This is a genomic window from Pseudomonas sp. P8_241 (genome assembly GCF_034008315.1).
Classification (GTDB): Bacteria; Pseudomonadota; Gammaproteobacteria; order Pseudomonadales; family Pseudomonadaceae; genus Aquipseudomonas.
In genome coordinates this window covers 4,779,885-4,804,296 of the sequence record NZ_CP125377.1, presented here as the reverse complement: position 1 = coordinate 4,804,296, position 24,412 = coordinate 4,779,885, and the positions used below count along the sequence as shown (strand labels likewise).

General features: G+C 58.8%; 21 protein-coding genes. 11 read left to right on the top strand and 10 right to left on the bottom strand.

The features are described from left to right. Positions 1-56: 56 nt before the first annotated feature. From rraA to QMK58_RS21465, 6 genes are all read left to right on the top strand, one after another. Complete coding sequence (rraA, locus tag QMK58_RS21490; RefSeq protein WP_053157411.1) at positions 57-548, top strand: ribonuclease E activity regulator RraA; 492 nt, start codon at positions 57-59, stop codon at positions 546-548. A gap of 26 nt (positions 549-574) precedes the next feature. After that, positions 575-1,570, top strand: a complete 996-nt coding sequence (locus QMK58_RS21485; RefSeq protein ID WP_320395407.1) for a zinc transporter ZntB — start codon at positions 575-577, stop codon at positions 1,568-1,570. A gap of 63 nt (positions 1,571-1,633) precedes the next feature. Beyond that, entirely contained in the window at positions 1,634-1,882 is a 249-nt protein-coding gene (locus QMK58_RS21480) for a hypothetical protein (RefSeq protein WP_053157416.1), read from the top strand. A 2-nt stretch (positions 1,883-1,884) separates the two neighbouring features. Beyond that, a complete protein-coding gene (locus tag QMK58_RS21475; protein WP_053157419.1) occupies positions 1,885-2,709 on the top strand; it encodes a mechanosensitive ion channel family protein in 825 nt (274 codons plus the stop codon). An 83-nt stretch (positions 2,710-2,792) separates the two neighbouring features. Next, entirely contained in the window at positions 2,793-3,383 is a 591-nt protein-coding gene (gene sigX, locus QMK58_RS21470) for an RNA polymerase sigma factor SigX (protein WP_015096065.1), read from the top strand. 107 nt (positions 3,384-3,490) lie between these two features. Then, a complete protein-coding gene (locus QMK58_RS21465; RefSeq protein WP_053157421.1) occupies positions 3,491-4,522 on the top strand; it encodes an OmpA family protein in 1,032 nt (343 codons plus the stop codon). Between the two features lie 145 nt (positions 4,523-4,667). Here QMK58_RS21465 and cobA read toward each other — a convergent pair whose 3' ends face one another. From cobA to QMK58_RS21440, 5 genes are all read right to left on the bottom strand, one after another. Then, positions 4,668-5,429 carry a uroporphyrinogen-III C-methyltransferase gene (gene cobA / locus QMK58_RS21460; protein ID WP_320395406.1) on the bottom strand — a complete coding sequence of 254 codons (762 nt, stop codon included), beginning with the start codon at positions 5,427-5,429 and terminating at the stop codon, positions 4,668-4,670. 57 nt (positions 5,430-5,486) lie between these two features. Further along, positions 5,487-7,157, bottom strand: a complete 1,671-nt coding sequence (locus QMK58_RS21455) for a bifunctional protein-serine/threonine kinase/phosphatase (RefSeq protein ID WP_053157428.1) — start codon at positions 7,155-7,157, stop codon at positions 5,487-5,489. Positions 7,158-7,164: 7 nt separating this feature from the next. Continuing rightward, entirely contained in the window at positions 7,165-8,376 is a 1,212-nt protein-coding gene (locus tag QMK58_RS21450) for a nitrate/nitrite transporter (protein WP_053157431.1), read from the bottom strand. A 264-nt stretch (positions 8,377-8,640) separates the two neighbouring features. Next, entirely contained in the window at positions 8,641-9,216 is a 576-nt protein-coding gene (locus QMK58_RS21445) for an ANTAR domain-containing response regulator (RefSeq protein ID WP_053157434.1), read from the bottom strand. Between the two features lie 15 nt (positions 9,217-9,231). Beyond that, entirely contained in the window at positions 9,232-10,443 is a 1,212-nt protein-coding gene (locus tag QMK58_RS21440) for a CmpA/NrtA family ABC transporter substrate-binding protein (protein WP_053157437.1), read from the bottom strand. 227 nt (positions 10,444-10,670) lie between these two features. Here QMK58_RS21440 and QMK58_RS21435 point away from each other — a divergent pair, with 227 nt between their 5' ends. After that, positions 10,671-11,690, top strand: a complete 1,020-nt coding sequence (locus QMK58_RS21435; RefSeq protein ID WP_320395405.1) for a quinone-dependent dihydroorotate dehydrogenase — start codon at positions 10,671-10,673, stop codon at positions 11,688-11,690. A 216-nt stretch (positions 11,691-11,906) separates the two neighbouring features. Here the strand turns inward: QMK58_RS21435 and rmf are convergent, their stop codons facing one another. After that, the gene (gene rmf, locus QMK58_RS21430; RefSeq protein WP_003223300.1) at positions 11,907-12,122 is read right to left on the bottom strand and encodes a ribosome modulation factor; all 216 of its coding nucleotides are present in this window, start codon (positions 12,120-12,122) and stop codon (positions 11,907-11,909) included. Positions 12,123-12,651: 529 nt separating this feature from the next. Between rmf and rlmKL the strand changes: the two genes are divergently transcribed. Together rlmKL and QMK58_RS21420 are read left to right on the top strand one after the other, a co-directional pair. Then, positions 12,652-14,922 carry a bifunctional 23S rRNA (guanine(2069)-N(7))-methyltransferase RlmK/23S rRNA (guanine(2445)-N(2))-methyltransferase RlmL gene (gene rlmKL / locus QMK58_RS21425; protein ID WP_053157443.1) on the top strand — a complete coding sequence of 757 codons (2,271 nt, stop codon included), beginning with the start codon at positions 12,652-12,654 and terminating at the stop codon, positions 14,920-14,922. 119 nt (positions 14,923-15,041) lie between these two features. Then, positions 15,042-17,441 carry a diguanylate cyclase gene (locus QMK58_RS21420; protein WP_320395404.1) on the top strand — a complete coding sequence of 800 codons (2,400 nt, stop codon included), beginning with the start codon at positions 15,042-15,044 and terminating at the stop codon, positions 17,439-17,441. 85 nt (positions 17,442-17,526) lie between these two features. Here the strand turns inward: QMK58_RS21420 and dacB are convergent, their stop codons facing one another. Then, a complete protein-coding gene (gene dacB, locus QMK58_RS21415; protein WP_320395403.1) occupies positions 17,527-18,987 on the bottom strand; it encodes a D-alanyl-D-alanine carboxypeptidase/D-alanyl-D-alanine-endopeptidase in 1,461 nt (486 codons plus the stop codon). Between the two features lie 233 nt (positions 18,988-19,220). Between dacB and QMK58_RS21410 the strand changes: the two genes are divergently transcribed. Further along, positions 19,221-19,565, top strand: coding sequence for a YggL family protein (locus tag QMK58_RS21410; protein WP_053157451.1), 345 nt, complete (start codon positions 19,221-19,223; stop codon positions 19,563-19,565). Between the two features lie 134 nt (positions 19,566-19,699). Here the strand turns inward: QMK58_RS21410 and QMK58_RS21405 are convergent, their stop codons facing one another. Further along, a complete protein-coding gene (locus QMK58_RS21405; RefSeq protein ID WP_320395402.1) occupies positions 19,700-20,890 on the bottom strand; it encodes a benzoate/H(+) symporter BenE family transporter in 1,191 nt (396 codons plus the stop codon). 350 nt (positions 20,891-21,240) lie between these two features. On the opposite strand from QMK58_RS21405, the gene QMK58_RS21400 reads away from it, so the two are divergent. Beyond that, positions 21,241-22,005, top strand: a complete 765-nt coding sequence (locus QMK58_RS21400) for a GntR family transcriptional regulator (RefSeq protein ID WP_053157457.1) — start codon at positions 21,241-21,243, stop codon at positions 22,003-22,005. A gap of 153 nt (positions 22,006-22,158) precedes the next feature. Here the strand turns inward: QMK58_RS21400 and guaD are convergent, their stop codons facing one another. Beyond that, on the bottom strand, positions 22,159-23,463 hold the full coding sequence (gene guaD, locus QMK58_RS21395) for a guanine deaminase (protein WP_320395401.1): 1,305 nt from the start codon (positions 23,461-23,463) through the stop codon (positions 22,159-22,161). Between the two features lie 23 nt (positions 23,464-23,486). Continuing rightward, entirely contained in the window at positions 23,487-24,344 is an 858-nt protein-coding gene (xdhC, locus tag QMK58_RS21390) for a xanthine dehydrogenase accessory protein XdhC (protein WP_320395400.1), read from the bottom strand. Positions 24,345-24,412 lie beyond the last annotated feature (68 nt).

Here is a 24,412-nt window from a genome sequence, read left to right as displayed (position 1 = left end):
ATGACCGATTCATCAGTGATGTTCGTGCTGTTTCTCTCTTTTACAGGAGTTTCTCGATGAACCATTACCTCACGCCTGACCTGTGCGACGCCTACCCGGAGCTGGTGCAGGTGCTGGAACCGATGTTCAGCAATTTCGGCGGCCGTGATTCTTTCGGCGGCGAAATCGTGACCATCAAGTGTTTCGAAGACAACTCGCTGGTCAAGGAGCAAGTCGAACTCAAGGGTAATGGCAAAGTCCTGGTGGTCGACGGAGGCGGTTCACTGCGTCGTGCGCTGTTGGGTGACATGCTCGCCGAGAAAGCCGCCAAAAACGGTTGGGAAGGGCTGGTGATCTACGGTTGCATCCGCGACGTCGATGTCATCGCGCAAACCGATCTCGGGGTTCAGGCGCTGGCCAGCCACCCGATGAAAACCGACAAGCGCGGTATAGGCGATCTCAATGTCGCCGTGACCTTTGCCGGCGTGACCTTCCATCCGGGTCAATACATCTATGCGGATAACAACGGCGTGATCATCTCGCCAAGCCCGCTGAAAATGCCTGAGTAAAGCGCGGATTGACTAAAGGAGTGCGGATGTTCGAGGAAGAAAACGCGCAATGGGGGCTGGTGCATGCCCTGGTGCTGGACGGTAGAGGCGGCGCGCGTTCGATAGCCCGGACTGAACTGGATGACTTGCAGCTGCAGGCCCATGAAAGCCTGTGGCTGCATTGGGATCGCAGTCATCCGCAAACCCAGACGTGGCTGCGTAAATCCAGCGGTCTGAGCGAGTTCAACTGCGACCTGTTACTTGAAGAAAACACCCGCCCACGACTTTTGCAGTTGTCGGACAGTGAACTGCTGCTGTTTTTGCGTGGGGTGAACCTCAATCCAGGTGCCGAGCCGGAAGACATGGTTTCGGTGCGGATCTTCGGTTCTGCCCGGCGCGTCATTTCCTTGCGTTTGCGTCCGCTGCGCGCCACCGAAGAGTTGCTCGCGCAGCTGGAGGAGGGCAAGGGGCCGAAAACTGCTTCTGAACTCATCTTGTGTATGGCGCAATACCTCACCAACAAGGTGCAGGATCTGGTCAGTGACCTCTCCGAAGTCGTCGATTCAGAAGAAGAAAAGCTTGATGCCGACGAACGGTATGCGCCAGAGCATGGTGCGGTTTTGCAGATCCGCCGCCGGGCCGCTGCGTTGAAGCGTTTTCTGGCTCCGCAGCGGGATATTTTCGGCCAACTGACACGGATCAAACTGCCCTGGTTTGTCGAGGATGATGGCGATTACTGGAACGAGTTGAATAACAGCCTGACCCGTTATCTTGAAGAGCTGGAATTGACCCGCGAGCGGGTCGGGCTGGTCCTGGAGGCCGAAGACCGACGGTTGAGCGTGCGCATGAACCGTACGATGTATCGCTTCGGCATCATCACCGGGATATTTTTGCCAATGAGTTTTCTGACCGGTCTTTTGGGGATCAATGTCGGGGGTATTCCTTTTTCCGAAAGCCCTTATGGCTTCCTTGTCGCTTGCATGCTGATGCTCTCGGTTGCGCTTGGGCAGTGGTGGTTATTCCGACGTTTGCGCTGGGTTTGAAAATGAAGCATGTGACCCGAGCAAAACTGACTGCGTCTTTCACAGACATCACGAGAGGTGCGTATGCACGATCCGTTTGAACAGTCTTTGCGCGACATGCTCAAGGCCTCGCCGTCCACCCGGGACGACGACGCGTGCCTTGGCCGTGTACTGAAAACCGCCAACCGCCAGGTCGGTGCCGGTGATTTGTTCAGTCTTCTGGGCCGCTGGTTGCCCGCGCTGATGATCGCCCTGAATAACGGATCGGCCCATGTGTCGCCGGTTTCCCGTCATCGTAAACCCGCTGCCCGCACTGCTGATAAGGCTGACTGAACATGGAACTTGATCTCTGGACTCAGAGCCTCGTCACTGCAATGACTGCGTTGTGGACCAAGGTTGCGAACTTCATTCCCAACCTGTTTGGTGCACTGGTTGTGCTGCTGTTGGGTTTTGTCGTAGCTAAATTACTGGATACGTTGCTCTCCAAGTTACTTGCCAAATTGGGACTTGATCGCCTGATGGGCGGCACCGGTCTGACCAAGTTGTTGGCACGTGCCGGGCTTCAGGTTCCGATCTCGACCTTGATCGGAAAGATCGTTTATTGGTTCGTCCTGCTGATTTTTCTGGTTTCTGCCGCAGAATCCCTTGGACTTGAGCGAGTTTCAGCTACGCTGGATATGCTAGCGTTGTATTTGCCGAAGGTGTTCGGTGCCGCGCTGGTGTTGCTGGTGGGTGTTTTGCTGGCGCAACTGGCCAATGGGCTGGTGCGCGGAGCGGCAGAAGGCGTAGGACTGGACTATGCTTCAGGACTTGGGCGAATTGCCCAGGGCTTGGTGATTATCATCAGTATTTCGGTTGCGATCAGTCAATTGGAGGTCAAGACAGACCTTCTGAACCACGTGATCGTAATCGTATTGATTACCGTTGGTCTGGCGGTTGCGCTGGCCATGGGGTTGGGAAGCCGGGAAATTGCCGGTCAGATTCTTGCGGGAATCTATGTGCGTGAGCTGTATCAGGTTGGGCAACAAGTACGAGTGGGCGAGGTCGAAGGGCAGATCGAAGAGATCGGCACGGTTAAAACCACATTGCTGACCGATGAAGGTGAGCTAGTCTCTCTTTCCAATCGGATTCTTCTTGAGCAGCATGTGAGTAGCCGCTAACCCGGCAAACCCTGCTAATGTATGCCGCCGCAAAATTCCAGCTGACGCTGGCTGCATTGACCTGACTGTCGGCCCGACTTGTTTTGAATAAAGCCCAATCGTTATCCATGCGCTACGACCCCCGCGAGCTCTCTGATGAGGAGTTGGTCGCGCGCTCGCACACCGAGCTGTTTCACGTAACGCGCGCCTATGAAGAACTGATGCGGCGTTACCAGCGAACATTATTTAACGTGTGCGCACGATATCTCGGGAACGATCGCGACGCAGACGATGTCTGTCAGGAGGTCATGTTGAAGGTGCTGTATGGCCTGAAGAACTTCGAAGGTAAATCGAAGTTCAAGACATGGCTATATAGCATCACGTACAACGAATGCATCACACAGTATCGGAAGGAACGGCGAAAGCGTCGCTTGATGGATGCTTTAAGTCTTGACCCCCTTGAGGAAGCGTCCGAAGAAAAGACGCCGAAACCCGAGGAGAAGGGCGGACTTGATCGCTGGTTGGTGTATGTGAACCCGATTGACCGTGAAATTTTAGTGCTACGATTTGTCGCAGAGCTGGAATTTCAGGAAATCGCAGACATAATGCACATGGGTTTGAGTGCAACAAAAATGCGGTACAAACGCGCTCTAGATAAATTGCGTGAGAAATTTGCGGGCATTGCTGAAACTTAGTTCAGCGCAAATATCTCTTACGTGTAGGCAAGTTCTGTTAGACTTGTCGCCGAGTTGTCCCCCGGTTTGCGGGACTGCTTCACAATCACCAGATGGGGATTTAACGGATGAAACTGAAAAACACCTTGGGCTTGGCCATTGGTTCTCTTATTGCCGCCACTTCGTTCGGCGCTCTGGCACAGGGCCAAGGCGCAGTTGAAATCGAAGGCTACGCAAAGAAGCAATATTTCGATAGCGACCGTAACTTCCGAAACGACGGCGTTCTGCCGGGTGGTTCGATCGGTTACTTCCTGACTGACGACGTTGAACTGCGTCTGGCCTACGACGAAGTGCACAACGCCGTTACTGACGACGGCCAGGACGTAAAGGGCGCCAACACCGCTCTGGACGCTCTGTACCACTTCAACAACCCAGGTGACATGGTACGTCCGTACGTTTCGGCAGGTTTCTCTGACCAGAGCATCGGCCAAAACGGTTCCGGCGGTCGTAACCGTTCCACCTTCGCCAACGTTGGCGGCGGTGCCAAGCTGTACTTCACCGACAACTTCTACGCTCGTGCTGGCGTTGAAGCTCAGTACAACATCGACCAGGGCAACACCGAGTGGGCTCCTAGCGTCGGTATCGGTGTTAACTTCGGTGGCGGTTCCAAGCCGGTTGCTCCAGCTCCAGCACCAGCTGAAGTCTGCTCCGACAGCGACAACGATGGCGTTTGCGACAACGTTGACAAGTGCCCAGACACCCCAGCCAACGTAACTGTTGACGCTGACGGCTGCCCGGCAGTTGCTGAAGTTGTTCGTGTTGAGCTGGACGTTAAGTTCGACTTCGACAAGTCGGTCGTTAAAGAAAACAGCTACGGCGACATCAAAAACCTGGCTGACTTCATGAAGCAGTACCCTTCCACCACCACTACTGTTGAAGGTCACACTGACTCCGTCGGTCCTGACGCTTACAACCAGAAACTGTCTGAGCGTCGTGCAAACGCCGTTAAGCAAGTTCTGACCAACCAGTACGGTGTTGAATCGTCCCGCGTTCAGTCTGTTGGCTACGGCGAATCCCGCCCAGTTGCTGACAACAAAACTGACGCTGGCCGCGCTGTAAACCGTCGCGTAGAAGCGCAAGTTGAAGCTCAAGCTAAGTAATTAGCTCTCAGCTTTGAGAAAAGCCCGGCTTAGGCCGGGCTTTTCTTTGTCTGCGATTTGGGTTTCTGGTGTGGAAAATATCGCAGCCGCGGGGATCGCGCTGGGGCAGACACCTTCTGCAGGGGCTGCCGAAGGCTGCGATTTTTTACAGGGCCGCGCTGCGGTGTACACCTTGCGAAGGCTGCGATCTCTTCATCGTGTCAGTAACAGCCACTGCACCGATCACAAGAATAGCCGGGCTCTTGAGCCCAAAGATGCAGGCGTCATCCTCCATTGCGATAAGACTGCTCCGGCATTCGCGCTGGTGGGGCAGGGAGGCGTTCTCAATCATCGCCACTGGCATGTCCCTCGCCATCCCACCTTTCAACAGTTGCTCGCGGATTTCACTCAGTTTCGCCACCCCCATGTAAACCACCAGGGTCGTGCCGCTTTGGGCGAGCGCCTGCCAGTTCAAACTGCTGCCATCCTGGGTGTGAGCTGTGACCAGCGTCACGCCGCGCGCCACACCTCGCAGGGTCAATGGGATGTCGCATTGCGTCGCGCCGGCCAGTCCGGCGGTGATGCCATTGACTAACTCAACGTCTACCCCGCGTTCATGCAACCACTGCGCTTCCTCTCCCCCCCGGCCGAAAATGCACGGGTCACCGCCCTTGAGTCGCACCACACATTTGCCGTGGCGGGCATAACGCAGCATCAGGCGATGAATGAACGCCTGCGGTGTTGAACGACAGCCGCCGCGTTTGCCTACGGGAATAATCCGCGCTTGTGCACAGTGCTCCAGCACCACCTCGTTGACCAGATCATCGATCAGCACCACATCCGCTTCCCTCAGCGCCCGTACGGCCTTGAGGGTCAACAATTCCGGATCGCCAGGACCCGCACCCACCAGCCAGACTTTCGCGCTCATAGCGTTTTCCTCACGGGATGACGGCAATCGGTTTTCAAGTATTCGATCAAAAGATATTCAGCCATGTAGCGACCAATACAGCAGAGTGAGATTGGCCAGCAGCGACACCAGTGCCAGTGTCCGCCAAACCTTTATCGGTTCGCGCTCAAGCAGTGGCCTGGGGCGTACACTCAGGCTGCGGCGTTCTCCTTGTTCCATCAGCAGCAACCACTCTTCTGCCGTTTCAAACCGATGGTCAGGGTCTGCGGCGACGGCGCGTTCCAGGCTTTGTACGACCCATTCCGGCAAGTCGGGTCGATAGCGTCCGGCGCTGATCGGTACACCAAAACGCGGGCGCTGGAATGCTTCGATTTCACCGTAGGGGTAATGCCCGGTGAGCAGGAAGTACAAGGTCACACCGACTGAATACAGGTCTTGTTTCGTGCTCGGAGCCTCTGCACGAAATGCTTCCGGCGCGATGTAACTCGGCGTCCCGGGCAGGGTGGTGAGCTGATCTTCGGAGAGCCCGGGACAAAAGGCGAGACCGAAATCCAGCAAGCGCAGCTCACCGTCGTCGCCCAGCAGCAGATTCTCCGGCTTGATGTCGCGGTGCAGGATTTGCCGGCGATGCAACATCCCGACTGCCCGCAACAGGCGTTCCACCAAGTCGTGCCATTGAGCCAATGGCAGTGGCCCGATGCGGTCGTAAAGCTGGGCCAGTGTCGACCCTGAATATTCGCGCATCACGTAGTACAAATGTTGGCGCTGGCCAGCGCAATGGACCTCGGGAAAATGACGTCCGGCCACGCGTTTGAGAAACCACTCCTCCGACAGCAAGGCCTGGGCGGCCAGAGGATCATCGTGCAGGCGGCCAGGCAGGGTCTTCAGTAACCAGGCCTGTTGATGAGCGTCGCGCACCCGATAGAGCAGCGATTGCTGGCTGTGGGCGAGTATCCCTTCGACTTGCCAGCCTTCAAAATCCTGTCCCGGTTTCAATGCCGGAGGCAGTGGCCATTGCTGCAGGTGAATCAACGCATCGCCAATGCTGGTCTCTCCCAAGGCATCGACCCGCACCAACAGCGCGCTGGCATTGTCCTGGCTGCCAGCCAGATGTGCGGCACTGACCAGGGTTTGCGCTGCGCTGTGCAGATCCGGTTGATCGCGGAGGATGGCGCAAATCGCGGTGTCGCCCAGCACGGCCCAGATCCCGTCACTGAGCAGCACGAAGCTCTCGTCGGCACGCAATTCGCCATCGAGGAAGTCCAGGACCAGGTGCTGATCCAGCCCCAGCGCACGCTTGAGGACATGTTGCATGCCTGGCTGGTCCCAGACGTGATCCTCGCTGATTCGCTGCAACTGATTGGCATGCCAGCGATAAACCCTGCAATCGCCCACATGGGCCAAGGTGAATCGCCTCCCTCGCAGCACCAGCGCGCTGACGGTGGTCAGCAGCGGTTGCCCGTTGCCATTGGCCTGTAGCCAGCGGTTCTGCGCCGATAGCAGGCGATCAAGTGCCTGAGCCACGCCCCAGGTTTCTGGCGTGGCGTAGTAGTCCAGCGCCAAGGCCTGCAAGGTCGAGCGAGCCGCCAGGCCGCCGTCGGCACATTGGCTGACGCCATCGGCGATGGCGAACAGGTAACCTTTGCTGGCCGCCAGCGCCGGGACCGGTGTGACCAGGCGCAGAGCATCCTGATTCTCCTCGCGCGGGCCGATGGCGCTGGCTTCGGCAAAACTCAGTTGCAGGCTCATGAGTGACTCAGACCCGAGCTGCGGTGACGGCTGCCGAACCCCAAGTGGTTCTCCAGCGTCGCTTCACGCCGTGCAGGCCAAACCAGGCGAGGACGCCGAGGCTGGCGAACAACCACAGCGCCATCTGATAGCTGCCGGTACTTTGTTTGATGGCGCCCATGCCTGCCGCCAATGCAAAGCCGCCGATGCCGCCGGCCATGCCGATCAGGCCGGTCATCACGCCGATTTCGCGACGGAAGCGCTGTGGCACCAGTTGGAACACCGCCCCGTTGCCTGCCCCCAAACCGAGCATGGTGCAGACGAAAAGTGCCAGCGCCGCGTAGGAACTTGGCAGGTTGAATCCGACGGCGGCGATGCAGATCGCTGCCACGGTATACATCGCGAGCAAGGTGCGAATGCCACCGAACCGGTCTGCCAGAGCGCCTCCCAACGGACGCATCAGGCTGCCACCGAACACGCAGGCAGCGGTGTAGTAACCAGCGGTGACCGGGCTCAAGCCGTATTGGTCGTTGAAGTAACCGGGCAGGGCGCTGGCAAGGCCGATAAAGCCGCCAAAGGTCACGCTGTAGAAGAACATGAACCACCAGCTATCCCGGTCTCCCAAGGCTTTGAAATAGTCAGCCATCGACTTGGCTTTCGGCCGTTCTGGCGCATTTTTGGCGAGCAAGGCAAACACAATCAGGGTGAGAATCAGCGGGATCACCGCGAAACCGAACACGTTGCTCCAACCGAATGCGGCTGCCAGCACTGGGGCAATCAGCGCGGCGAGCACGGTGCCCGAGTTGCCGGCACCGGCAATGCCCATCGCTTTGCCTTGATGCTGCGGCGGATACCACTGCGATGCCAGTGGCAGGGCCACGGCGAACGACGCGCCCGCCATGCCGAGGAACAGCCCCAGCACCAGGGCTTGCTCGTAGCTGTGGATGCCAAGCTTCCAGGCGCCGAACAGTGCGCAGATGACGATGACCTGGCCAATCAGGCCGGCGGTTTTTGGTGACAGTCGGTCAGCCAGCATGCCCATGCCAAAGCGCAGCACGGCGCCGGCCAGGATCGGCGTGGCTACCACCAGCCCGCGTTGTTGGGTGGTCAGTTGCAAATCGGCGGCGATCTGCACGGCCAAGGGACCTAGCAGGTACCAGACCATGAAACTCAGGTCGAAATAGAGAAAGGCCGCGAACAGGGTCGGGGTATGGCCGGATTTCCAAAAGCTTGAATTCATCGCGCACCTCAACTGATAGGAGTCTCGAACGGGAGCCAAAACAAAAAAACGCCGCCACCTGATTCGCCTAGAGGCAAACGAGGTGAGCGACGTCTTTGTCGTAGATTGGGCAACCGCCGTTGGTTACCTGTGGTGATTACTTAGCCAGATTTGTGCCACATGCCGATTTTTGTGGCACAGGGGGAAAAATTGCAGCCTTCGGCAGCTCCTACAGGGCGTGCGCATACCAATTGCAGGAGCTGCCGAAGCTGCAATCTTTTTGGGTCAACCCAACAACTCACTCATCGCAATAATCTGCTCCGCCACCTGAATCAGCTTCTGCTGACGGCTCATGGCCTGACGGCGCATCAGGGTGTAGGCCTCTTCCTCGTTGCAGTCTTTCATCTTCATCAACAGTCCCTTGGCCAGCTCGATGCGCTTACGCTCGGCCAGTTGCTGGTCGCGGGCATGCAATTGCGCGCGCAGGGCCTGATCGCTCTCAAAACGCGCCATGGCAACGTCTAGAATCGGCTGCAAGCGTTGTGCATGAATGCCTTCGACGATGTAGGCGCTGACGCCGGACTTGATCGCCTGGCGCATCACGCCAGGGTCGTGCTCGTCGGTGAACATTACGATCGGTCGTGGCTGGTCGCGGCTGACCAGCACCACTTGCTCCATCACATCGCGGCTCGGTGACTCGGTATCGATCAGAATCACGTCCGGACGCACTGTTTCGACGCGTTCTGGCAGGTCGATGGTCAGACCGGACTCGTCGATCACTTCGAACCCGGCCTCGATCAAGGCGGCCTTCAGGCGCCCGACTTTCTTCGCGGTGTCATTGATCAGCAGGATTCGCAACATGTTTGCAGTCTCCTGTCAGCGGCTGGCGAGAAGGGGCGAGTGGTCGCTCATGGCGTGCAGTTTGAAGCTGCGGGCATAACCGGCCGGGTCTGAACCATCCCAGACCTTTCCATCGATCAACTGGCTGCTGCGCATTTCCTTGTCCAGGCAATTCACACCGACCGCGCTGGCGGAATCCCGGTACAGGTCCAGTTGCTGAACTTGACGGGCCACCGCGAGGTAGTCCGGATCGTCGCGCAACAAACCCCAGCGGCGGAACTGGGTCATGAACCACATGCCGTCGGACAGGTAGGGCAGATTGACCGTTCCTTTGCCATGGAAACGCAGCGGGTGCGGGTCCTGCCATTGATGACCCAATCCGTCGGCGTAGTCGCCGAGCAAGCGCGGTTCGATACAGTCCACCGGAGTGTCGAGGTACTGCGGTGCGCTTAACAACTGCGCGGTACCACGACGGTTCTCGGCGCTGTCTTCGATAAAGCGGCTGGCCTGCAGAATCGCCATCACCAGTGCGCGGGCGGTGTTGGGGTATTGCTCGACAAACGCGCGGGTACAGCCCAGGACCTTTTCCGGGTGGTCGGGCCAAATGGTCTGTGTCGTCGCCAAGGTAAAGCCAAAACCCTGTTGAACGGCGGCGGCGGACCAGGGTTCGCCGACGCAGAAACCATCAATGCGGCCCGCTTGCAGGTGGGCGACCATTTGCGGCGGTGGCACCACCACGCTATCGACGTCCTGCAATGGATGTATCCCTTGGCTGGCGAGCCAGTAATACAACCACATGGCATGGGTGCCGGTGGGAAACGTCTGGGCGAAGGTGAGTTTTGGGCGAGTTTGGTGCACGTGCTGTTCCAGTGCCTCAGGACCGGTCACGCCCAACGCCTGCAAGCCGTGGGAAAGGTTGATGCTCTGACCGTTCTGGTTCAGGCCCATCAGCACCGCCATGTCGGTCGCTGCGACGCCACCGATGCCCAGGTGCACGGCGTATATCAATCCGTACAGACTGTGGGCGGCATCCAGTTCGCCACTGACCAGTTTGTCCCGCAGGCTCGCCCAGGACGGCTGGCGTTTCAGGTTCAGCGTCAGTCCGTAAGGTTGGGCAAAGCCCTGGGTGGCGGCAACCACGACCGAGGCACAATCGCTGAGGGCCATGAAGCCGAGGTTGATCTCGGTCTTTTCCGGGGCGTCGCTGCCATTGACCCAGGCCAGAGGGTCGGCTGATGGTTCGTTCATCGATTTCGCACCTTCAAAAAAAACGTCGCTCCCCGGCGCTTGTAGTTAAGGCCGGGTAACGACGCCGTTGTCCTTGCCCGCATTCCGCCGTTGGCCTGCGCGCTGATGCGTGAACGGGTGCAAGGCATATGCCATCCCCTGCTGATTTTATTGCGCGCCTCGCTTGCGACCCGCATGCGCGGCTATAATCGCCTTCCATTTCGCCGCCATTCGAGTCAAACCCGCCCATGTACACCCTGGCCCGTCAGCTGTTGTTCAAACTTTCTCCGGAAACCTCCCATGATCTGTCCCTGGACCTGATCGGCGCGGGTGGACGTCTGGGGCTCAACGGTTTGCTATGCAAGGCGCCGGCGAAAGTGCCGGTGAATGTCATGGGTCTGGATTTCCCGAACCCGGTAGGCCTGGCGGCCGGTCTGGACAAGAATGGCGCGGCCATCGATGGCTTTGCGCAGCTGGGTTTCGGTTTCGTCGAAATCGGCACCATCACCCCGCGCCCGCAACCAGGCAACCCTAAGCCGCGCCTGTTCCGCCTGCCCGAAGCCGAGGGGATCATCAATCGCATGGGGTTCAACAATCTCGGCGTCGATCACCTGTTGGCTCGCGTGGCTGCGGCCAAGTACAAGGGCGTGCTGGGCATCAACATCGGCAAGAATTTCGATACACCGGTCGAGCGTGCGGTCGATGACTACCTGAACTGCCTGGACAAGGTTTACGCCCACGCCAGCTATGTGACGGTCAACGTCAGTTCGCCGAACACCCCGGGCCTGCGCAGCCTGCAATTCGGCGACTCGCTCAAGCAATTGCTGGCCGATCTGGCCGAGCGTCGGGCGGAGCTGGCGCTGCGTCACGGCAAGCATGTTCCGCTGGCGATCAAGATCGCACCGGACATGACCGACGAAGAAACCGCACAGGTCGCACAAGCGCTGATCGAAACCGGCATGGACGCAGTCATCGCCACCAATACCACCCTGAGCCGCGTGGGTGTCGAAGGCATGGAACACGGTGACGAGGCGGGGGGGTTGTCCGGTGCACCGGTTCGCGACAAGAGCACCCACACGGTGAGAGTGCTGGCGGCGGAGCTGGGCGGTCGCTTGCCGATCATCGCGGCGGGCGGCATCACCGAAGGCAAGCATGCGGCAGAGAAAATCACTGCTGGTGCGAGCCTGGTGCAAATCTATTCGGGCTTCATCTACAAAGGCCCTGCGTTGATTCGTGAGTCTGTCGACGCTATCGCTGCCTTGCGCTGATCCCAGGTAGGCGCTGTCGAAGGCTGCGATCTTTTGACTTTGAAAAAATCAAAAGATCGCAGCCTTCGGCAGCTCCTACAGGGGGATTGAGTTTCTGGCAGATATAAAAAGGGCTCCTTTAAAGGAGCCCTTGGGCCGGAGCCCGCCGTCCGGATGGGACGTGCGTGGTTAATTCAGTACAAATCAGATTGTCGTGTCGGAGTGTGTGCCCTGTAATTAGCCGACGGCGTGAAGTTCGTTGAGTCTGTGGATTCCCGCAGTGCCGGTCATACCGTCCCAGTTGTCGCCGCGTCCTTCTCGCCAGCCGTTAATCCAGGCTTGACGTACCGACGGTAGAGTAAATGGGCAAAGCTCACGGGATTTGCCACCAACGCCATATTGATATCCGCGCAAAAATGCTCTTTCCAACGGATCACGCTTAAGTCTTCTCATAGGGTGTTGCCCTCACTTGTTGACTGTATGTATCGCGTCGACCTCTATCGAGGTCAGGCAGAAAAACTCTGCCGTTGGGGCTCGTTGCCGGCGTGACGAGCCAAGGTGTTGGCGTCATTGCGGCGCCAACCTGTGTTGAGTTCTAACCAATGCGTCACATCGAGGGAATGATCGTTTTGTCATAAGGACGTAACCGTTAATGTGCTATGGCACTAAGTAACACGATGTTTGTGCCATATTTATTGACCAAACCCCGGTATGATCGGCCCTGCGTTGGAAGATCGGGTTAATCCTTTGGTGAGAATGGCTCCCGTTGCCGGGATGCACTATTCGACGAAGGGTCGACTTATGTCATTTTGTTGCATCAACTTTTTTATCTGCCTTTGCATCTAAGCTCATTTGACCCGAGCAGCAGGGGTGGAACGGCACACCTTCGTGCCACGCGGGCGCTCTTCGAGAAAAGCGCCTGATTGAAAACCGGACCGGCAATGCGTTGCCCGGTCACTTCGCTAAAGGTTCTGGAATTCCCATGTCCGATCGTTTCGAACTCTTCCTCACTTGCCCCAAAGGCCTTGAAGGCCTGCTCATCGAGGAAGCCGTCGGGCTTGGCCTTGAGGAGGCGCGTGAGCACACCTCTGCCGTGCGTGGCATGGCCACCATGGAAACCGCGTATCGCCTGTGCCTGTGGTCGCGTCTGGCCAACCGGGTACTGCTGGTGCTCAAGCGTTTCCCGATGAAGGACGCCGAAGACCTCTATCACGGCGTACTGGATATCGAGTGGCAAGACCACATGCTCAATGACGGCACTCTCGCCGTCGAGTTCAGCGGCCACGGCTCCGGTATCGACAACACCCACTTCGGTGCGTTGAAGGTCAAGGACGCTATCGTCGACAAGCTGCGCACTCCGCAGGGTGACCGTCCATCCATCGACAAGCTCAACCCTGACCTGCGCATTCACCTGCGTCTGGATCGCGGCGAAGCCATTCTCTCTCTCGACCTGTCCGGTCACAGCTTGCACCAGCGTGGTTATCGCTTGCAGCAAGGCGCGGCACCGTTGAAGGAAAACCTCGCGGCAGCGATCCTGATCCGTTCCGGCTGGCCCCGTATCGCGGCCGAAGGCGGCGCACTGGCCGACCCGATGTGCGGTGTTGGTACGTTCCTGGTAGAAGCAGCGATGATCGCTGCCGACATCGCGCCGAACCTGCGTCGCGAGCAATGGGGCTTCAGCGCCTGGCTCGGACATGTGCCGGCCCTGTGGAAGAAACTGCATGAAGAAGCTTGCGAGCGCGCTGCTGCCGGTCTGGCCAAGCCCCCGCTGTGGATTCGCGGTTACGAAGCCGATCCGCGCCTGATTCAACCAGGCCGCAACAACGTCGAGCGTGCCGGTCTGAGCGAGTGGATCAAGATCTACCAGGGCGAAGTCGCGACCTTCGAGCCGCGCCCGGACCAGAACCAGAAAGGCCTGGTGATCTGCAACCCTCCCTACGGCGAGCGTCTGGGCGATGAGGCGAGCCTGCTCTACCTCTACCAGAACCTCGGCGAGCGCCTGCGTCAGGCCTGCCTGAACTGGGAGGCGGCGGTGTTCACCGGCGCGCCGGACCTGGGCAAGCGCATGGGCATCCGCAGCCACAAGCAGTATTCGTTCTGGAACGGCGCGTTGCCGTGCAAGCTGTTGCTGATCAAAGTGTTGCCGGATCAGTTCGTCACTGGCGAGCGTCGCACCCCGGAGCAGCGTCAGGCCGAGCGTGAGCAGGCCGCCTACGATGAGGCACCGAGCGAACCGCAAGAGCGCCAGTACAACAAAAACGGCAACCCGATCAAACCGGCTCCAGCCCCGGCTCCGGTGATCGAGCAGCCGCGCCTGAGTGAAGGCGGGCAAATGTTTGCCAACCGCCTGCAAAAAAACCTCAAGGCACTGGGCAAGTGGGTCAAGCGTGAAGGCATCGACTGCTATCGTGTCTACGATGCCGACATGCCGGAATACTCCATGGCCATCGACCTGTATCACGATTGGGTCCACGTCCAGGAGTACGCTGCGCCGAAATCCATCGATCCGGAAAAAGCCTCGGCGCGCATGTTCGATGCCCTGGCGGCGATTCCTCAGGCATTGAACATCGACAAGAGTCGCGTGGTGGTCAAGCGCCGTGAGCGTCAGAGCGGCACCAAGCAATATGAGCGCCAGGCGGCACAGGGCAAGTTCGTCGAGGTCAATGAAGGCGGGATCAAGCTGCTGGTGAACCTCACCGATTACCTCGACACCGGTCTGTTCCTCGATCATCGGCCGATGCGCATGCGTATCCAGAAAGAGGCGGCCGGCAAACGCTTCCTCAATCTGTATTGCTACACCGCAACTGCCAGTGTGCACGCGGCCAAGGGCGGTGCACGCAGCACCACCAGTGTCGATCTGTCGAAAACCTACCTGGACTGGGCACGTCGCAACCTGGCGCTGAACGGTTTTTCCGACAAGAACCGTCTGGAACAGGGTGATGTGATGGCCTGGCTTGATGCCAGCCGTGATGAATACGACCTGATCTTCATTGATCCGCCGACGTTCTCCAACTCCAAGCGCATGGAAGGCATCTTTGATGTACAGCGTGACCAGGTGCAGTTGATCGATCTGGCCATGGCGCGCCTGGCACCGGGTGGCGTGTTGTATTTCTCCAACAACTTCCGCAAGTTCGAACTGGAGCCGAACCTCAGCGAGCGTTACGCAATCGAGGAGATCACCGCTCAGACCATCGATCCGGATTTTGCGCGCAACCCCAAAATCCACCGCGCCTGGAAAATCATGGCACGTTGATCCGAGGATGCTGTAGGAGCGAGCTCGCTCCTACAGCACTGGTGAAATTAGTGGCTAATAGCTATAACTCATCTCAGGGCCAAAGGGCTTTCCCGCACCTGGCGTTTTGAGTTGCGTTTATGTCGTTGCACGCCGAGCGCCCCAAGATCCTGGGTTTTATCAGCGAAGACGCCTCGGCCTGGTGGGTCGCGTTGCTGGTATTGCTGATTGGCGCGATCCTTACGGGACTGCTTGCATGGTCAACGCTGAACCTGTTTCACCATCAATTACGGCAACGTTTTCAGCTACTGGCCAGTGAACGTTATAGCCGTATCGAAGAACGTTTCGAAGATCAGGAGCAGCGCCTCGACGGCCTGCGCCGGTTCTTCTCCAATTCCGACTCGGTGTCCCGAACGGAATTCGACGGCTACACCCGACCTTTATTGCACCGTACCCAGGCATATTCCTACGCCGCGCGCGTTAGCCGCGCCGAGCGCCCCGCGTTCGAACAGCGTGTACGGGATGAGGGCTCGAGTGATTTCACCTTTCGAGACCTCAACGCCGACGGCCAACTGCAACAGGCTGCCGAGCGGGATGAGTACGTGGTCGTCCTTTACAGCCAGACCCAAAGCAAGCTCGGCGCGGCCCTCGGTTACGACTTGCTGGCCCAGCCGATGCGTCGTGCGACTTTGGAGCGGGCCGATCAGCAGGGCAATATGGCGGTGTCGCAGCCAATGCACCTGGTCAGCATCGAGCCGGCTTATGCGCGAGGTGTGCTGCTGGTTGCACCGGTCACGCAACGTCATGGCCGGGACTTGGCGTCGACAAAATCTTACGGCTACGTGATGGCAGTGATCAGCATGCGTCAATTGCTGGCGGACGGTCTGCCGGAGGCGAGCCGTGACTATCTCTCGGTGCGCATTGTTGATTTGTCGATCGACGACCAGCACGAAGTGTTGTTCGAGTCTGCGAATCCACCGGCCATCAGTGATCTGGCATCCACTCGATTGCTGCGCCTGGCTGACCATGAATATCAAGTCGATATTGAGCCCAGTGAAGCCTTTGTGCAGGCCAATCACTCGTCTGTGACCAGCCTGGTGGTGCTGGGCAGTCTGCTCAGTGTGCTGCTTAGCGCGTTGCTTTATGTGTTGGTGAGTCAGCGACAACGCGCATTGAGTCTGGTCCAGCAACGTACTCAGGAGCTGCGTGATCGAGAGCAGGAGTTGCGTGGTACCCATGGCCAGTTGCGCGGTGTACTGAATGCCGCGACCCAGGTCGCGATCATTGCCACCGACCTGCGCGGGGTTATCAGCACTTTCAACGCCGGCGCCGAACAGATGCTTGGCTATACCAGCGACGAAGTATTGGGCCACATGACCCTGGAAAACCTGCATCTGCCCCGGGAGCTGGTGGCCCGTTCGGCAGAGTTGAGCGCGCGTTACGGCAAACCGGTGCCGACCTGTCAGGCAATGTTGGTCGAAGGTGATGTCGAAGGCGGGCATGAAGCGCGGGAATGGACGCTGGTTCGTAGCGATGGCAGCTATTTGATGGTCAACATGCTGGCAACGCCGGTGCTGGATGAGCAAGGCCTTTGGGTTGGGCATCTGGCGATTTGCATCGACATTACGGAGCGCAAGCGCGTGCACGAGGCGTTGGCCGCACGGGATTTGTTGTTGAAGAAACTCAGCGCCCATGTGCCCGGTGGTATCTACCAGTTCAAGATGGAGTTCGATGGGCGTTTGAGCGTGATCTATGCCAGCGACGGTATCCGCGAGATCTACGAGCTCGAGCCGGACGTACTGTTGCTCAATGCCGAAGCGATTTTCACCCGCATACATCCACAGGACACCACCCGCGTCCGCGCTTCGATCCGGGCCTCGGCCGACACCCTCAGCCCCTGGCGTGAAGAGTATCGCGTGCAACTGCCTTTGCGCGGCCTGCGCTGGGTGCGAGGTGAGGCGACCCCGGAGGAACTGCCCGGTGGAGGCGTACTGTGGCACGGCTTCATCTCGGACATTTCCGACATGAAACGGGTAGAAGAGGAATTGCGCGCGCTGTCGATCACCGATTCGCTCACCGGTATCTACAATCGCCGCTACTTCCAGGAACGTCTTACCACCGAAATGTCACGGGTGGAGCGTGGCGGTGGCGAGTTGTCGGTGATCATGCTCGACATCGACCACTTCAAGCGCATCAACGATCAATATGGTCATGCTGTCGGTGACCGGGTGTTGCAGGCGGTGTGTGAGCGGATCGGGCATCGTTTGCGTCGCACGGACGTGTTCTGTCGTCTGGGTGGCGAGGAGTTCATGGTGCTGTGCCCGGACATCAGTGGCGAGCATGCCCATGTGTTGGCCCAGCAGTTGTGGCAAGGCTTGCGCAGTTCACCGATCGACGGTGTCGGTACGGTCACCGCCAGTTTCGGGATTGCCAGTTGGCGGGTCGGGGAGGGCGCGGATGCCCTGCTCTTGCGTGCGGACTCGGGGGTTTATGCGGCGAAGCAGGCGGGGCGCGACAGAGTTGAAGCGCAGATGAATTGAAAAGATCGCAGCCTTCGGCAGCTCCTGCAAGGTTATGTGTATACCTGTAGGAGCTGCCGAAGGCTGCGATCTTTTGACTTTTGATTTAAAGCGTCGAAGCCGTCTGCGGCAATTTTGGCTGGCGATAGAGGTCCAGCAGCACCTGATCCAGCACTGATGAAGCGCCGAACGGAGCCTTGTCGTTGAGGATCGCCACCACCGCCCAGGTGTTGCCATTGACGTCACGGCTGAAACCGGCGATGGCACGTACGGTGTTCAGGGTGCCGGTCTTGACGTGGGCTTCACCGCGCATCGCGGTAGTCTTCAGGCGTTTGCGCATGGTGCCGTCGGTGCCGGCAATCGGCATCGAGCTGATGTACTCGGCGGCATACGGGCTGTGCCATGCGGCTTCCAGCATCGAGGCCATTTCCCGCGCACTGACGCGTTCGGCACGGGAGAGGCCGGAGCCGTTCTCCATCACCAGATGCGGTGCAGTGATGCCCTTTTTCGCCAGCCACTGACGGACTACGCGTTGAGCGGCCTTGGCGTCATCCCCGTCGGCGTCGGTGCGGAAGCGTTGGCCAAGGCTCAGGAACAACTGCTGGGCCATGGTGTTGTTACTGTATTTGTTGATGTCGCGGATGATTTCCGCCAGGTCCGGCGAGAAGGCCCGGGCCAGTACCTTGGCATTTTTAGGCGTTGGCGCCAGAACATCTTTGCCCTGAATGCTGCCACCCAGTTCCTTCCAGATTGCGCGCACCGCGCCTGCGGTGTACGTCGCGTGGTCCAGCAGCGACAGGTAAGTCTGCGAGCTGCAACCTTCCGCCAATTGGCCGCCGACCGTTACGGTCACGCTGCCATCGGGCTGAGCCACCGGGTTGTAACGCACGCCACCGGTGCATTGCTTGCCGTTGATGGCCTTGACCTGGTTGTCGACGCGGATGCTGGCAATCGGCGGTTCTACCGATACCAGTACCTTTCCCGAATCATTGCGTGCGACAAAGCGCAGTGCCTTGAGGTTGACCAGCAACGAGTCGGGTTTGACCAGGAAGGGTTTATTCTCGTCGTTGCCGTCGTCGTTGAACTCAGGCAGTTGCGGTTGCACGAAGAAGTTTTTATCCAGCACCAGGTCGCCGGTCACCTGGGTCACGCCGTTGGCACGCAGGTCGCGCATCAGCAGCCAGAGCTTTTCCATGTTCAGCTTCGGATCGCCACCACCCTTGAGGTAGAGGTTGCCGTTGAGGATGCCGCCGCTGAGCGTGCCATCGGTATAGAACTCGGTTTTCCACTGGTGATTCGGGCCGAGCATTTCCAGGGCCGCGTAGGTGGTGACCAGTTTCATGGTCGACGCCGGATTGACCGACACGTCAGCGTTGAACACCGTCGGGGTGCCGGGGCCGGTGAGCGGAATCATCACCAGCGAAAGGGCGTTGTCCTGCAACTTGCTGGCCTTGAGGGCCTTTTCGACATTCGGTGTGAGGGCGGTGTTGATGGTCGCGCCAGAGACAGGGAGGGCCAGGGGCAGAAGAAGACCGGCCAGAAACAAGGGACGCAAAGATTTGATCATCTGTAATAAAACCCTACAGCCGAGGGGAAAAAGATGAGGGCATGAAGATAAATTCCCTCAATGGTCATGAAAGTGTCGGCATTATGCCCCAAGGTGTCCCGGCTTGTGCCGTGCCTTGGTCCTCCAATCCGCTATTTTTTTACCGGCGGTATGTGTCACGGCCCAGAGAGTCGGGCAATCGGCGGCTTAAAATGCTAAAGTGCGGCCCGTTATTACTTAAGAGGATTGTTCCAATGGCGACTAACCGTTCCCAGCGTCTGCGCAAAAAATTGTGCGTCGATGAATTTCAAGAGCTGGGTTTCGAACTGAACCTGGATTTCAAGGAAGATTTGTCCGAAGAAGCCATTGACGCTTTCCTCGAAGCCTTCATCAAAGAAGCCATGGAAGCCAATGGTCTGGGTTATGTTGGCGGCGACGACTTCGGTCTGGTATGCCTGCAGAAGCGTGGCTCGGTCTCCGAAGAGCAGCGCGCTGCTGTTGAAGCCTGGCTGAAAAACCGTTCCGAGCTGACCAAGGCTGAAATCAGCCCGCTGCTGGACGTTTGGTATCCGGAAAAGCCGATCAACGCGGCTAAGTGATACTGAAAAAAACGGCGACCTTCGGGTCGCCGTTTTTTTTCGTGGATTAAAAGATCGCAGCCTCGTTTCACTCAACAGCTCCTACCGGTGTACACCGTTCGTGTAGGAGCTGCCGCAGGCTGCGATCTTTGTTTTCAGGCTTTACGCCAATTCAAAATCAATAATGTAATAACCCCCGCGACAATCCCCCAGAACGCCGAACCGATGGAAAACAGCGTCAGCCCCGATGCCGTGACCATGAAGGTGATCAGCGCTGCTTCACGTTCCTTCGCCTCGCTCATGGCGATGCTCAAGCCGTTGATGATCGATCCGAACAACGCCAGTGCCGCAATCGACAGCACCAGTTCTTTGGGCAGCGCGGCAAACAACGCCGCGAGCGTCGCGCCGAACACCCCGGCGATCCCGTAGAAAATTCCGCACCAGACGGCGGCCGTGTAGCGCTTGTTGCGATCCTCATGGGCGTGGGGGCCAGTGCAGATCGCTGCACTGATGGCTGCCAGATTGATCCCGTGGGAGCCGAACGGCGCCAGCAGCAACGAGGCTATGCCGGTGGTAGTGATCAGCGGTGAGGCCGGCACGGTGTAGCCGTCGGCACGCAGCACAGCAATACCGGGCATGTTTTGCGAGGTCATGGCCACCACGAACAGCGGGATGCCGATGCTGATGGTCGCCGCCAGGGAGAAGCGCGGCGTCGTCCAGACCGGCGTGTCCACTTCCAGGTGGAAACCGCTGAAGTCGAGCAGCCCCATCAAGCCTGACAAAGCCGTGCCGATCAACAATGCCGCCAACACCGCGTAACGCGGCGACAGGCGCTTGACCACCAGATAACTGACAAACATCCCCAGTACCAGGGCGGTGCGGTGTTGCGCCGCGACGAAAATCTCACTGCCGATCTTGAACAGGATCCCCGCCAGCAGTGCCGCGGCCAGGGATGCCGGTATCTTTTTCACCAGCCGTTCGAAGCTGCCGGTCAGCCCGCAAATCGTCACCAGCACCGCGCAGGTGATGTAGGCGCCGATGGCTTCACCGTAAGTCACGCCACCGAGGCTGGTGATCAGCAGGGCGGCTCCCGGGGTCGACCAGGCAATGGTGATGGGGGTGCGGTAACGCAGGGACAGGCCGATGGAACATACCGCCATGCCGATTGAAATCGCCCAGATCCACGAAGAAATCTGCCCGCTGGTCAGGCCAGCCGCTTGGCCGGCCTGGAACATCAGCACCAGAGAACTGGTGTAGCCGGTCATCATGGCGATGAAGCCGGCGACGATGGCCGAGGGCGAAGTGTCGGCCAGAGGGCGAAGCTGCGTGTGCGTGGCGTCGTTCATGACGGCGGTGTTCCTTGTGCAGGTGAAGATGCCCGTCGTAACGCAGGCCCCTGTAGGAGCTGGCTTGCCAGCGAAGGTGTGTCAGTCGCCGTTGATGTTGCTGACAGACCGCTCGCTGGCAGGCCAGCTCCTACAGGGATAGCGTTAAAAAGGCGGATTCTGCGAACAAGCCTAAACTCAAAAGTAACCAGCCGTTGCGATACAGCCGAGGCAACATTCAGCCGTACAGTCGTGTTGCCACCATCCATTGTGTACAATCGCGGTGTTTTTTACGCGATACTTGCCAGCGACCCACTGTGCCGTATTACAGTCACCGTCAATTCGCCGCAGTTCTCCCGACTCGAGTGCCCATGAACGAACAGTTGCAGCCCCTCAAGAAACAACCGCGAGCAGGCAAAGCCGGCCGCAGCGGTACCCAGGACGATATTGTCTACGCGCACATTTTCGAGGCCATCCTTGAACAGCGCCTGGCGCCCGGCACCAAGTTGAGCGAAGAAGCGCTGGGGGAGATTTTCGGGGTTAGCCGCACCATCATTCGCCGCGCCTTGTCACGTCTGGCCCATGAGGGCGTGGTGTTGTTGCGTCCGAATCGCGGCGCAGTGGTCGCCAGCCCGAGCGTCGAAGAAGCCCGTCAGGTGTTCATGGCCCGGCGTCTGGTGGAGCGAGCGATCACTGAGCTGGCCGTTCAGCACGCCACGGCCGAGCAGATTGCCGAGTTGCGCCAGATGGTCAACGACGAGCGCGACAGTTTTTCCCGTGGTGATCGCGGTGCCGGTATCCGTCTATCGGGCGAATTTCACCTGAAACTGGCCGAGGCAGCGAAGAATGCGCCGTTGATCAGCTTCCAGCGCAGTCTGGTATCCCAGACCTCGCTGATCATCGCCCAGTACGAAAGCGGCAACCGTTCTCACTGCTCCTACGACGAACACACCCAGTTGATCGATGCCATCGAGGCGCGCAACGGTGAGCTGGCGGTGAGCCTGATGATGCATCACATGGATCACATCGACAGCAAACTCAACCTCGACGAGGAAAGTGCTTCGGATGATTTGCATGCGGTGTTCTCGCATCTTTTGCAGACCAAGAAGCCTGGGCGTTCGACTGCCAAGCTCTGAAAGATCACGTCGCGCCCCATCGCTGGCAAGCCAGCTCCTACAAGAGGGGCGTGAATCATTGTAGGAGCCGGCTTGCTGGCGATGACGTTAGGGCAGGCAATAAAAATCCCCCGGGCTGCAAAGCGCCGGGGGATTTTTTATGCCCGGAAAAACCTAGCGCTGATGCACCAGATTCCCCGCCGCATACGTCTGCTGTACCGTCCGGTCATCCCCCAGCGTCATCAGTACAAACAACGTCTCGGCAATATTATTGGCCTGCTTCAGGCGATAGCCCAGCAGTGGCGTGGCGTTGTAGTCCAGCACCAGGAAGTCGGCGTCGGTGCCCGGTTGCAGGTTACCGATCTTGTCTTCCAGGCGCAGTGCACGGGCGCCGCCGAGGGTCGCCAGGTACAACGACTTGAACGGACTCAAGCGCGCACCTTGCAACTGCATGACCTTGTACGCTTCGTTGAGGGTTTGCAGCAGCGAGAAACTGGTGCCGCCGCCGACATCGGTGCCGATGCCGACATTGAGCTTGTGCTTTTCGGCCATCGGCAGGTTGAACAGGCCGCTACCGAGGAAGAAGTTCGAGGTCGGGCAGAACGAGATCGCCGAACCGGTTTCTGCCAGGCGCGCGCACTCGTCATCACACAGGTGCACGCCGTGGGCAAACACCGAGCGCTCGCCGAGCAACTGATAGTGATCGTAGACGTCCAGGTAGCCTTTGCGCTCCGGGAACAGTTCCTTGACCCACTCGATTTCCTTGAGGTTTTCGCTGATGTGGGTCTGCATGTACAGATCCGGGTATTCGGTCAGCAGCTGGCCGGCCAGGGTCAGTTGCTCCGGGGTGCTGGTCGGTGCGAAGCGTGGGGTGACCGCGTAGTGCAGGCGACCCTTGCCGTGCCAACGCTCGATCAATGCCTTGCTTTCGACATAGCTGGATTCAGCGGTGTCGGTCAGGTAGTCCGGGGCGTTGCGGTCCATCATCACCTTGCCGGCGATCATCCGCAGGTCGAGCTGCTCGGCGGCTTCGAAGAACGAGTTCACCGATTGCGGGTGCACGCTGCCGAATACCAGCGCAGTGGTGGTGCCGTTGCGCAGCAGTTCCTTGATAAAAATATCCGCGACCTGGTCGGCGTGGGCCTTGTCGGCAAACTGGCTTTCGCACGGGAAGGTGTAGGTGTTGAGCCAGTCCAGCAATTGCTCGCCATAGGCGCCGACCATGCCGGTTTGCGGCAGGTGGATGTGGGTGTCGATGAAACCTGGGGTAATCAGCGCATCCTGATAATGGGTGATCTCGATATCGGCTGGCAGGGTCGGCAGCAATTCGCTGGCGTGGCCAAGGGCACTGATTTTTCCGTTATCGACCACCAGCAAGCCGTCTTCGAAATACTCGTACGAGGCTTCGATGCCCACTTCGGCGGGGTCGGCGATGCTGTGCAGAATGGCGGCGCGGTAAGCTTTGCGAGTCAAAGGCATGTGAATTCTCAATGTCAGGCTTATCAGTTCGAGGCTGCTTGTTTGGCAACTTGGCTGCGGCGTGAAGCGGGCAGCAGTTTGGCAATCGGTTCGGCGCTGGACGTCTGCTGGCCGAAGTTCGCGTTATAGGTGGCGATGATTTCGCCGGCGATGGAGATGGCGATTTCCACAGGCAACTTGCCTTTGACTTCGCCGATGCCCATCGGGCAGCGCATGCGTTGCACGACACTCGCGTCGAAACCGCGATCACGCAGGCGGTGTTCGAACTTCACCCGTTTGGTCTTCGAGCCAATGAGGCCAAAGTAGGCAAAATCGTTGCGCTTGAGAATCGCAGCGGTGAGTTCGAGATCGAGCTGGTGGTTGTGGGTCATGACGATGCAGTAGCTGCCGGCGGGCAGGTCATCGATTTCATCCACCGGTTCTTCGCTGACGATCTTGCGCACGCCGTGGGGGATCTGCTCGGGGAATTCTGCCTCCCTTGAATCGATCCAGCGCACCCGGCACGGCAGACTGGCCAGCAACGGCACCAAGGCGCGCCCGACGTGGCCCGCACCGAACACGGCGATCTGCGCCTGTACCTGGCCCATCGGTTCGAACAGCAATACCGTGGCGCCACCGCAGCATTGGCCGAGGCTGGCACCGAGGCTGAAGCGCTCCAGATGCGTGTCCTGTTTGCCGCTGGCAAGCATCTCGCGGGCGATCTTCATTGCCTTGTATTCCAGATGCCCGCCGCCGATGGTGTCGAAGGATTGGCTGGCGCTGATGACCATTTTCGAACCGGCGTTGCGCGGCGTCGAGCCGAGCTCTTCGATGATGGTCACCAACACGCAGGGCTCGCTCCGGTTTCGCAGGTCGGCGAGGGCGTCGATCCAGTTGTACATAAACACCTCAACATCTCTGTTGTCTGTTCGGCCGTCTTCGCCAGCAAGCCGGCTCCTACAGGTTTCGT